The organism is Cryobacterium sp. TMT3-29-2 (assembly GCF_004564305.1).
In the GTDB taxonomy this organism is placed as follows: Bacteria; Actinomycetota; Actinomycetes; order Actinomycetales; family Microbacteriaceae; genus Cryobacterium; species Cryobacterium sinapicolor.
Genome location: NZ_SOGK01000038.1, coordinates 1 through 9653, shown reverse-complemented (window position 1 = coordinate 9653; position 9653 = coordinate 1). Strand labels below are relative to the sequence as shown.

Here is a 9653-nt window from a genome sequence, read left to right as displayed (position 1 = left end):
TCGCCGCGCGGCTGCTGCCCTTCGCGCCGGGCTCCGACGGTGGCGGGTCGGTGCGGATCCCCGCTGCGGCCTGCGGCCTCGTCGGCGTAAAGCCCTCGCGCGGCCGGGTGCCGTCGGGCTCCGGGATCCCAGCGCTGGGCGGCCTCAGCGTCGCCGGCCCGCTGGCACGGACCGTCGCGGATGCGGCCCTGCTGCTGGACGCGATGATCGCGCCGCGAGGCGGGCATCCGCAGCACCTGTTCTCGTTGCGGGCCCCCGGCGACGACGCGCCCCTGCTGGCGGCAGCCGTGCGCGGCGAGGGACGGTTCCAGCTCGGCGTGATGACGACCTCCGCCTGGGATGACGCCTACCCGATCGAGATCGCGCCGGAGGCGCTGGCCGCCCTCGCCGTAGCCGTCGACGGGTTCGCGGGCATGGGCCACGGTCTGGAGGAGACGGCGCTCGAACCCGACGACAGCTACGTCCCCGCCTTCCGCACGATCTGGCAGGCCGGCGCCGCGGGCATCCCCGCCGACAGCCCGGAGCAGGAGCAGCTGCTCGAGCCACTCACCCGCTGGCTGATGCACCGCGGCCGTGCGCTCTCCGCCCGGGACCTGGCCCAGGCGCTCGCCGCGCTGTCGGCCTACGAGCGGTCGTTCATCCGCCAGCTGTCCCGGTTCGACGCGGTGCTGACGCCGGCGCTCGCACTCACGCCGCGCCCGCTGGGCTGGTACGACGCGTTCGACGGGGAGCGCAACTTTGCTCAGCAGGTGCAGTACACCCCGTTCACGTCCATGGTCAACGTGAGCGGGCTGCCCGCGATCGTGCTGCCCGTCGCCGAAACCGCGGAGGGACTGCCGATGGGGGTGCAACTGATCGGCCGGCCGGGCGGCGAGGCGACCCTGCTGGCGCTCGGCGCCCAGCTCGAACGGAAGCTGCGGTGGCAGCACCGCACGCCGCCCGAGGCAGGGTCGCGGTAGCCCGCCAGATCGTCAGCTGAGCGGTTCTGAGCGCCCGGTGTAGAACCAATTCGACGGAGATTTTGCGTCAAGCATCCGGTTTCGAGCCCAAACGCACTGCTCACGGCAAAATCTCCGTCGAATTCGTTCGGGTTCGACGGAGATTCTTGCCCGCGGCCAGCAGGGCTCACTTCGCTGAGCGGGTCGCGGTAGCCCGCCAGAGCGTCGGACCCGCGGTGCGGCTAGACCCGCGGGGCCTTCGCGGCCGGACGGGACGGCCACCAGAACGTGTCGCCGGTGAGGAACACCAGCGCCGGCACCACGAGGGTGCGCACGACGAGCGTGTCGAGCAGCACGCCGATGCAGACGATGACGCCGATCTGGGTGAGCGCCACGACCGGTAGCACGCCCAGCACGGCGAAGACGGCCGCGATCAGGATGCCGGCGCTCGTGATGACCGCGCCCGTCGATGACAGGGCGCGCACCATGCCCTCCTTCGTGCCGAACCGGATGCTCTCCTCCCGGGCCCGGGTGGTGAGGAAGATGTTGTAGTCCACACCGAGGGCCACCAGGAACAGGAATGCGAACAGCACCACGTTGGTGTTGAAGGCCGGGAAGCCCATCAGGTTCTGGAAGATCCAGTTGGAGGCGCCGAGGCTGGCGAAGAAGGTCGCCAGCACGCTGACGATCAACAGAACGGGGGCCACCAGGGAGCGCAGCAGCAGAGCCAGGATCGCGAAGACGATTGCCAGGATCATCGGGATGATGAGGTCCTGGTCGGCCTGGGCGCTGGTCTTGTTGTCGAATGCCGTGGCGTCGCTGCCGCCGACCAGCGCCTCGGACACGTCGCCCGCGGCGTCGGCATAGGTGCCGCGCAGGGTGTCGATGATGAAGAAGGTCTCGTCACTGCCGGGCTCGCTGGTGAGGGAGAGGTTCAGCCGGGTGAGGCCGTTCGCGCTCTCCCCGGGCAGCACGGACTCGATGCCGGGCGTCTCGGTGGCGAGCGTGGTGGCCTCGGCGGCCGCGGCATCCGGGACCAGCACGATGGTCTGGCTGGTCAGGCCGGCCGAGAATGATTCCTCCACGATCGCCTGCGCCTGCACCGACTCGGGCTTTCCGAGGAGTTGGTCGGCCTGCGACAGTCCCACCGAGGCGCCGATCAGGCCCAGGCTGAGGGCGCCGATCGCGGCGACGGATGCGGCGGTGACCACGATCGGACGGCGCTGCACGCCGCGGCCGAGCCGGGTCCAGAAGCCGGGGCGCAGCTCGGTGCCGATGCCGGGTACGAAACGGGGGATGAACGGCCAGAACAGGCCGCGGCCGCAGACCACGAGGGCGGCCGGCAGCACGACCAGGGCGAAGATGATGGCGATGACGACACCGATGGCGCAGGCGAAACCGAGCGCGCGGTTGCCGGACAGTTCGGCGAACAGCAGGGTGAGCAGGCTGAGCGCGACCGTGCCGCCGCTGGCGGCGATGGCCGGGCCGGCACCGCGCACCGCGGCGAGCATGGCGTCGTTGCGGTTCTCGGCGCGGAGCAGTTCCTCGCGGTAGCGGGCCACGAGCAGCAGGGCGTAGTTGGTGCCCGCACCGAAGACCAGCACGGACTGGATGCCGGCGACGGAAGGGTCGAGGGTGATGCCGAACGGCTCGGCGAGGGCTCCGACGACGACCGAGGAGAGGCCGTCCGCGATGCCAACGACGACGAGCGGGACGATCCACAGCACGGGGCTGCGGTAGGTGACGATCAGGAGCACGGCGACGACGATCACGGTGACGAGCAGCAGCCGGAAGTCGGCGCCGGCGAACGCGTTCGTGATGTCGGACTGGAAGCCGACGGCGCCGGTGACGTAGGAGTCCAAGCCCGTCGGCAGTCCGTCGGAGGCGGCGTCACGGATGTCGGTGGCCGCCCCTCCGATGTCGGCGTTGGCCTCGTCCGCGTCGAGCGGCACGATGCTGATGGCCGCTCTCCCATCGTCGCTGAACCGCGGCATGGTGGCCTGCGGCACGGTCGACTGCTCGGCGAGGGCTGTGCCGCGTTCGGTGATCGCCGCGATGTCGGCCTGGGTCAGATCGCCGCCGACCCGGGTCCAGACCACGATCGCGGAGGTCTGCTCGGCGGACGGGAACTCGGCCAGGAGTGCGTCGACCTGTGCGGCCTGGCTGGATATGGGCAGGCCCGAGGTGGGGAACTCCTCGGAATCGTCGGAGGGGAGGAGGGAGAAGAGCAGACCGACGGCGACGATCGTTGCCACAAGTACGATCCAAGCCGTTCGTCGACCGGTGATGAACCGCTGAATCGCGAGCAAAATTCCTCCAGGAAGCCTGATTGCTAGGCGTCCTAGCAATGTCCGTAATAGTATGGCTTCTATGGAAGAGCGTCGCAAGTTCGCTCCCGGCTCCGAGGCCGGGGTGCTCGGCGCGCCGGGCGGCGGCGAGATCCGGGATTCAGGTCTGCCGGTTTCGGGTCGGATCGGCTTCCAGCTGCACGATATCGTCCACTTGTCCCGTGCCTTCGAGCGGAAGGTCGGGCAGGCGCTCGAGGTGAACGCCACCGACCTGTCCGCGATGGAGCACCTGATCCAGGAGGGGTCACTGACCCCGGGCGAGCTGTCCCGCCGCCTGGATATCTCCACGGCGGCGACGACTCTCGTGGTCGACCGGCTCGTGGCCCTCGGGCACGCCCAGCGGCATCCGCACTCGTCGGACCGTCGCAAGGTCGTCGTGGTGCCGGCTCAGGAGTCGGTTTCGCGGGCGTTCCAGCAACTGCTTCCGGTGATCGGGGGAGTGGCGTCGCTCACCCAGGATCTCTCCGATGTGGAGCGACAGGTGATCGAGGCCTTCCTTGCCCGGGTCGTCGACGTCTATCAGTCGGCACTCGGCTCTTCGTCCTGAGCCGGTGATCTGCGTGCGCCAGCACGCCGGCAGCACGCCCGGTGGTCGCCCGTTGTTTTGAGTGGCTCAAAACAACTGTTAGCGTGGGGCGCATGACGAAAACGAAGCGGATGCGGGCGGCGGAGCCGTCCGGCTTGCTCGTCGACAGCATCCGTGCGTGTGGACTCAAGGTCACCGCGCCCCGCCTGGCGGTGCTGCGGGTTCTCGACCTGGCCCCGCACTCGACCGCGGAGCGACTCTTGTCCATGGTTCGGGCGGAGCTGCCGGGCACCTCCCTGCAGGCCGTCTACGGCGTGCTCGCGGCCTTCACGGGCGCCGGGATCGCCCGCAAGATCGAGCCGGCCGGCTCCCCGGCGCTCTTCGAACGCCGAGTCGGCGACAACCACCACCACATCGTCTGCACCCGCTGCAGCGCGGTGCACGATGTTGACTGCGCCGTGGGCGAATCACCCTGCCTGACGCCCTCGAACACCGCCGGGTTCACCGTGCGCACCGCCGAGGTCACCTACTGGGGACTCTGCCCCGACTGCCAGACCGCCACACTTTCCACGCTTTCCGCACCTGCACCGCTGTCGAACAAAGGAGCACGATGACTATCAAGCCCACCACCACGCAGACGGGAACGCCCGTCGCGAGCGACGAGCACTCCCTGACCGTCGGAACCGAGGGAGTCACTGCCCTGCACGACGTCTACCTGGTCGAGAAGCTCGCCCAGTTCAACCGCGAGCGGATCCCGGAGCGCATCGTGCACGCCAAGGGCGGCGGAGCGCACGGCGTCTTCGAGGTGACCGGCGACGTGTCCGCGTACACCCGTGCCGCGGTCTTCCAGCCCGGAACGACCACCGAGACCCTGCAGCGATTCTCCAGCGTCGCCGGCGAGCAGGGCAGCCCCGACACCTGGCGCGACGTACGCGGTTTCTCGGTGAAGTTCTACACCTCCGAGGGCAACTACGACATCGTCGGCAACAACACCCCGGTGTTCTTCATCCGGGACGGCATCAAGTTCCCCGACTTCATCCACTCACAGAAGCGCCTGCCGGGCTCCGGCCTGCGCGACGCGACCATGCAGTGGGACTTCTGGACCCTGTCGCCGGAGTCCGCGCACCAGGTGACCTACCTGATGGGCGACCGTGGACTGCCGCGCTCCTGGCGCGAGATGCCGGGCTTCGGCTCGCACACCTACCAGTGGATCAACGCTGCCGGCGAGCGCTTCTGGGTCAAGTATCACTTCACCTCCAATCAGGGCAACATCGAGATGGAGGGCTCGGAGGCCGAGCTGATCGCGGGCGCCGATGCCGATTACTACCGTCGCGACCTCTTCGACGCGATCGATGCTGGAAACTTCCCGTCCTGGGACGTCTCGGTGCAGATCATGCCGTATGAAGAGGCCAAGGCCTACCGGTTCAACCCGTTCGACATCACCAAGGTCTGGCCGCACGCGGACTACCCGCTGGTCAAGGTCGGTACGCACACGCTGAACCGCAACCCGGAGAACTTCTTCGCCGAGATCGAGCAGGCCGCGTTCTCCCCGGCGAACTTCGTGCCCGGCATCGCGGCGAGCCCCGACAAGATGCTGATGGCCCGCATTTTCTCCTACCCGGACGCCCAGCGTTACCGGGTCGGCACGAACTTCAACCAGTTGCCGGTGAACGCCGCGAAGGCACCCGTGAACAACTACTCGCAGGATGGCGCCGCCCGCTATCACTTCAACGCGACGGATGCCCCGAACTACGCTCCGAACTCGCTGGGCGGCCCCGCGGCCGACCCGCAGGCGGCAACCGACGGCAGCTGGGAAAACGACGGCGAGCTCGTGCGCGCCGCCGCGCAACTACGCAGCGAGGACAGCGACTTCGGCCAGGCGGGAACACTGTACCGCGAGGTCTACGACGACGCCGCCAAGGCGCGTTTCCTCGACACCATCACCGGGGCCATCAGTGGGGTGGAGCGTCCCGAGGTGACCGAGCGGGCGATCGCGTACTGGACCAGCGTCGACGCCGACCTCGGCGTGAAGCTGCGCGCGAACCTCGCGACCTGGGCAGAGGCGGACCTGCTGGCCGAGGCCGCAGCCGGCTACGCCGCCCCGTAGCAGCATCTGCTTGACCGAGAACGCCCGGCCTCTTCGAGGTCGGGCGTTCTCGTGTCCCACTCTCGTGTCCCACTCTCGTGTCCCACTCTCGTGTCCCACTCTCGTGTCCCACTCTCGTGTCCCACTCTCGTGTCCCGCTTTCTATCCGGTGCGCCGGTGGCCCGGCGTCAGCAGTAGAAGGCGCGCGTCGTGTCGGGCGCGACGATCGCCTTCACGACACCGCCCGGCTGAAGCAGGGCCACTCCGCCGAAGGCGGAGCCGTCCTCACCCCAGGGGGCACCGTCAGCCACCTTGTCGTAGACGAAGGGGCCTGAACCGTCGTTGTATTCATCGTGCGCCTGATCCTCCGGGAGCGCATCGAAGAACGCTTGGGCATTGTCGCCGACCGCGAATCCACCGCTGCTCCGAAGGGCTATTCCCGCTACGGAGGGGCCGCTGAACCTGACCGTAAACCCGATGGACGACACGGAGAGCATTGCGTCGTCCCAGACATAGTGGGTCGAAGGTGCATCGCAGGCTTCGTTCTGAGTCATCTCGGACTGGATCGGCGACGTTCCGAAGGCGTTCGTGAGCAATGCGATGGCCGTGTCGGGGCCGTCGTCCAAGACCGCGGTCTGCACGGTCTGCCCGTCGGGGGTCTGGCTGACCAGTCGGGAGCCGCTCATCACGATCGTCGACACGGTGGGCGCCGCGGCCTGCGTCGGCGTAGCCGTTGTCGTGGCCGGGGGAGTGGCCACCGCAGTGGCCTCCTCCGAGGCCGTCGGGGTGGACCCCGGTGTGGGGGTCGAGGAGCAGGCACTCAGCAGCAGTCCCGCCAGCACTGTCAGGGCGACGCCGCCCCGGATCCTGGACCGGGTCCGATCACCTGTTCCGGTGCGTTCGTTCATTGATTCCCCCGCTGGTTAACGTTTTCCCGCCTGATCAGGCCTGGCCCAAGGCTACTGCGCGGCGCCGGAGAGCACGGCCGCAAGGGCTGCGCGCAGCCGGGCATCCGCTTCGATGGAGACCTGCTTGATCTCCGGTTTCGTGCTGAGCTGCGCCATGATGGCCGGGTCGAGGGCTTCCACGGTGGTTTCACTGGCCCCCGCGTGGCGGCGCACGACCACGTTGCAGGGGAGCAGGGCGCCGATGCCCGGGTCGGCGGTCACGGCCCGCTGGGCCAGGGCGGGATTGCAGGCACCGAGAATCAGGTAGTCGCCGACGGCGTCGGCGGCCTCCTGGCCGAGCTTGGCGGCGAAGGTGGACTGCATGTTGATTTCGGTCAGTACGCCGAATCCCTGGTCGGCCAGTGCTTCCCGGGCCATCCGGACCGCTTCGTCGAACGAGACATTGACCGTGATGGTGTGTGCGTAGCTCATGCTCTTCCTCCACTGGGGTGACATTCACTCGGTTCATTCACTCGGTTCATTCACTCGGTGACATTCACTGGGGACCGCGACGCCCCCAGACCATCATGCGCGCCACCGGCCCGATCTGCCACCGTGAACGGGTGGATTCTCGTTAGGTCAGATATTTCATACGTGGGACATGCTTACCTCGACGGATGCGCCCGGCGCCCCCCGCGCCCCCCGCGTGAGCTGCCGGCCATCCGCGATCGAGGTTGCGCACGTGCTCCGGTTGTCGTCCCCATTCACCCGGGCCACTTTCACCGGCCCCGAGCTGCACCGGTTCGGCCACGAAGGAGCTCACGGTGGGCGCCCGAACCATACAGGTGCCGCGGCACGTCCGGCTCGTCGTGTGGCCAACTCAGGAGATCTGTCCGGGCCCTCCGGACATCCTTGCTGATCCTGCACTGCTCCGCACCGGCTGGTAACTGCGGGTGACGGATGTCCTGAGTTGGCCACACGCGCGCTTGGCCACCCTGACCAGAGGAGGCAGGACGCAGGGCGGCAAGGCCCATCGACCGGAGCCGTGGCGAGCCCGGTGCGCAGCCAAAGTTTCTCCCGTTTGGAGTTCCGCGCCGCGACCCGAACCCCGAACGAATTCGACGGAGAATTTTGGCCGGATCGGCCCAAAAAAGCGCGAGAAGTCGTTTCGAAACAAAATCTCCGTCGAATTCGTTCGATACCGGTAGCCTCGTGCAGAAGGCTCCGGCTAGGAGGCCAGAGGCGCCGAGTGCGCGGCGACCAGCGCTGAACTCTGCTCCCAGAGGGCGGTGGCCAGCTGGGAGTCGTAGGCCTGCTTGTTCGCCTTCTGGATGCGGCGTTTCTCGTAGTACTCGCCCGATGCCCAGTCGGTGCCCGGCATCGCGGTGGCCAGCCAGACCAGGGTGTCGGCTCCCTGTTCAGCGCCGAGCAGCAGGCGTTTGAGCGGAGTCTGGTAGATGAGGCGCATGAGGGTCGTCGACCCGGTGGAGAAGCTCGTTGCCACCACGCCGGGGTGGAAGGCTGCAGTGGTGAGTCCCTCGTCGCTGTAGCGGCGGTGGAGTTCCCTGGTGAAGAGGATGTTCGCAAGCTTGGCGTCGCCGTACGCCTTGTTCGCGGAATACTTCGTCTCGCCCTGCAGATCGTCGAGGTCGATCTTCCCAAAGAGCTGGTTGGCGGCGCTGGACGTGTTGATCACTCGGGCCTGGCTGGCGACCAGCCGGTCCATCAGCAAGGTGGTGAGCAGGAAGGGGGCCAGGTGGTTGACCTGGAAGGTCTTCTCATGGCCGTCGACGGTGATTTCACGTTCGCCCATGATGCCGCCGGCGTTGTTGGCGAGCACGTCGATGCGCGGGTAGCGCTCCTGCAACTCGGCGGCGAGGGTGCGCACCTCGTCGAGGCAAGAGAAATCGGCCACGAGGAAGTCGGCGCCGAGTGACTCGGCGACTGCCGCGGTCTTGTCGGGCGATCGGCCCACGATCACGACGTGGTCGCCGGACCGGCTCAGGGCTCGGGCGGCGGCGGCGCCGATTCCGTCGCTGGCGCCGGTGATCACGATAGTGCGTGCGGTCATTCTTGGTCCCCCTGGGTTATTGACATGGGTGTTGTTCGACTTCTGGACTACGAGACATAGCCGCCCTGTGCGAGGCCGGCCTCGATTTCAAAACGGTTCCGCAGCGGATTGCGGCCGGCCACCAGGTAGAGCAGTGGGAAGACCATGCCGAATCGCTGCCACTGGCGTTTGTGCACGGCCTCGTGTTCGAGGATGGCCGTCGACACGTTCTGGTTGGTCAGGTAGCAGCCGCCGACACAGGATCCGCCGCGACCGAATGACCAGGCAGGCATCCCTCGGAAGACGATGAGGCCGCTTCGGCGCTCGACCTTACCGGTGCTCCAGATCGACCCCCAGATCACGCCGACCGTGGTGGCGTAGAGGTAGCCGGCCCGGCTGATGGGGGAGTCGAAGAGGATGCGGCGCACCCACCCAGCGTAGGCGGATCTCACGACAGAACCCTGAGTTTCCCATGAGCGCTCTCATCGGACCAGAACCTGTTTTCTGTTCGATTGAATCAATTTGAGAGTGTACGTACTCAAGATGATTTGTTCTCTTCAGGCTGGGTGATCCGGATGGTCCAGGGTGCAGTGCAGATCATGGCCCCACCCTGGCCGGAGACCGGGGTGCGCACATGGCGCAACGTGACCAAGTCCCGCACCCGGATGGCCGACGCGGTCGAGTGGACGAACGTGACCCGGGACGACGACTAGGTGTAACTCCCAGAGACCTTGTGAACGCGGTTGATGGGTGGGGTGTTTCCGATGCCGCTGTGGGGTCTGTGGTGATTGTAGTCATGGACCCACTGCTGGTAGGTG

11 protein-coding genes are annotated in these 9653 nt (G+C 67.5%); 5 read left to right on the top strand and 6 right to left on the bottom strand.

The features are described from left to right. The coding region (locus E3O67_RS05175; protein WP_135102159.1) for an amidase at positions 1 to 959 on the top strand (959 nt) is incomplete at its 5' end. A gap of 221 nt (positions 960 to 1180) precedes the next feature. On the opposite strand, the gene E3O67_RS05170 is transcribed toward E3O67_RS05175, so the two are convergent. Then, positions 1181 to 3193 carry an MMPL family transporter gene (locus E3O67_RS05170; RefSeq protein WP_241981989.1) on the bottom strand — a complete coding sequence of 671 codons (2013 nt, stop codon included), beginning with the start codon at positions 3191 to 3193 and terminating at the stop codon, positions 1181 to 1183. A 115-nt stretch (positions 3194 to 3308) separates the two neighbouring features. Here E3O67_RS05170 and E3O67_RS05165 point away from each other — a divergent pair, with 115 nt between their 5' ends. From E3O67_RS05165 to E3O67_RS05155, 3 genes are all read left to right on the top strand, one after another. Next, positions 3309 to 3833, top strand: a complete 525-nt coding sequence (locus tag E3O67_RS05165) for a MarR family winged helix-turn-helix transcriptional regulator (RefSeq protein ID WP_241979384.1) — start codon at positions 3309 to 3311, stop codon at positions 3831 to 3833. Positions 3834 to 3925: 92 nt separating this feature from the next. Continuing rightward, a complete protein-coding gene (locus tag E3O67_RS05160) occupies positions 3926 to 4426 on the top strand; it encodes a Fur family transcriptional regulator (RefSeq protein WP_304999312.1) in 501 nt (166 codons plus the stop codon). Continuing rightward, a complete protein-coding gene (locus E3O67_RS05155) occupies positions 4423 to 5919 on the top strand; it encodes a catalase (RefSeq protein ID WP_135102155.1) in 1497 nt (498 codons plus the stop codon). The genes E3O67_RS05160 and E3O67_RS05155 overlap by 4 nt, the downstream gene beginning before the upstream one ends. A gap of 167 nt (positions 5920 to 6086) precedes the next feature. Here E3O67_RS05155 and E3O67_RS05150 read toward each other — a convergent pair whose 3' ends face one another. The 4 genes from E3O67_RS05150 to E3O67_RS05135 all read right to left on the bottom strand — a co-directional run bounded on the left by E3O67_RS05150 (position 6087) and on the right by E3O67_RS05135 (position 9287). After that, positions 6087 to 6806 (bottom strand): hypothetical protein, encoded by a 720-nt coding sequence (locus E3O67_RS05150; protein WP_134432823.1) that lies wholly within the window; start codon positions 6804 to 6806, stop codon positions 6087 to 6089. A 51-nt stretch (positions 6807 to 6857) separates the two neighbouring features. Next, entirely contained in the window at positions 6858 to 7277 is a 420-nt protein-coding gene (locus E3O67_RS05145) for a DUF302 domain-containing protein (RefSeq protein WP_134432825.1), read from the bottom strand. A gap of 736 nt (positions 7278 to 8013) precedes the next feature. Further along, the gene (locus E3O67_RS05140; RefSeq protein WP_134432827.1) at positions 8014 to 8856 is read right to left on the bottom strand and encodes an SDR family NAD(P)-dependent oxidoreductase; all 843 of its coding nucleotides are present in this window, start codon (positions 8854 to 8856) and stop codon (positions 8014 to 8016) included. Between the two features lie 47 nt (positions 8857 to 8903). Beyond that, the gene (locus E3O67_RS05135; protein ID WP_134432829.1) at positions 8904 to 9287 is read right to left on the bottom strand and encodes a Fe-S oxidoreductase; all 384 of its coding nucleotides are present in this window, start codon (positions 9285 to 9287) and stop codon (positions 8904 to 8906) included. A gap of 123 nt (positions 9288 to 9410) precedes the next feature. Between E3O67_RS05135 and E3O67_RS16835 the strand changes: the two genes are divergently transcribed. Then, a complete protein-coding gene (locus tag E3O67_RS16835) occupies positions 9411 to 9548 on the top strand; it encodes a hypothetical protein (RefSeq protein ID WP_166787056.1) in 138 nt (45 codons plus the stop codon). Here E3O67_RS16835 and E3O67_RS05130 read toward each other — a convergent pair. Further along, a partial coding sequence (locus E3O67_RS05130; RefSeq protein ID WP_167726449.1) for an integrase core domain-containing protein occupies positions 9545 to 9653 on the bottom strand: 109 nt, incomplete at its 5' end. The genes E3O67_RS16835 and E3O67_RS05130 overlap by 4 nt on opposite strands.

What these genes read in the sequence shown, in the direction of transcription:
- E3O67_RS05165 (WP_241979384.1), top strand. Translation starts at nt 3,309, where the DNA reads ATGGAAGAGCGTCGCAAGTTCGCTCCCGGCTCCGAGGCCGGGGTGCTC.
- E3O67_RS05160 (WP_304999312.1), top strand. Translation starts at nt 3,926, where the DNA reads ATGACGAAAACGAAGCGGATGCGGGCGGCGGAGCCGTCCGGCTTGCTC.
- E3O67_RS05155 (WP_135102155.1), top strand. Translation starts at nt 4,423, where the DNA reads ATGACTATCAAGCCCACCACCACGCAGACGGGAACGCCCGTCGCGAGC.
- E3O67_RS05150 (WP_134432823.1), bottom strand. Translation starts at nt 6,806, where the DNA reads ATGAACGAACGCACCGGAACAGGTGATCGGACCCGGTCCAGGATCCGG.
- E3O67_RS05145 (WP_134432825.1), bottom strand. Translation starts at nt 7,277, where the DNA reads ATGAGCTACGCACACACCATCACGGTCAATGTCTCGTTCGACGAAGCG.
- E3O67_RS05140 (WP_134432827.1), bottom strand. Translation starts at nt 8,856, where the DNA reads ATGACCGCACGCACTATCGTGATCACCGGCGCCAGCGACGGAATCGGC.
- E3O67_RS16835 (WP_166787056.1), top strand. Translation starts at nt 9,411, where the DNA reads ATGGTCCAGGGTGCAGTGCAGATCATGGCCCCACCCTGGCCGGAGACC.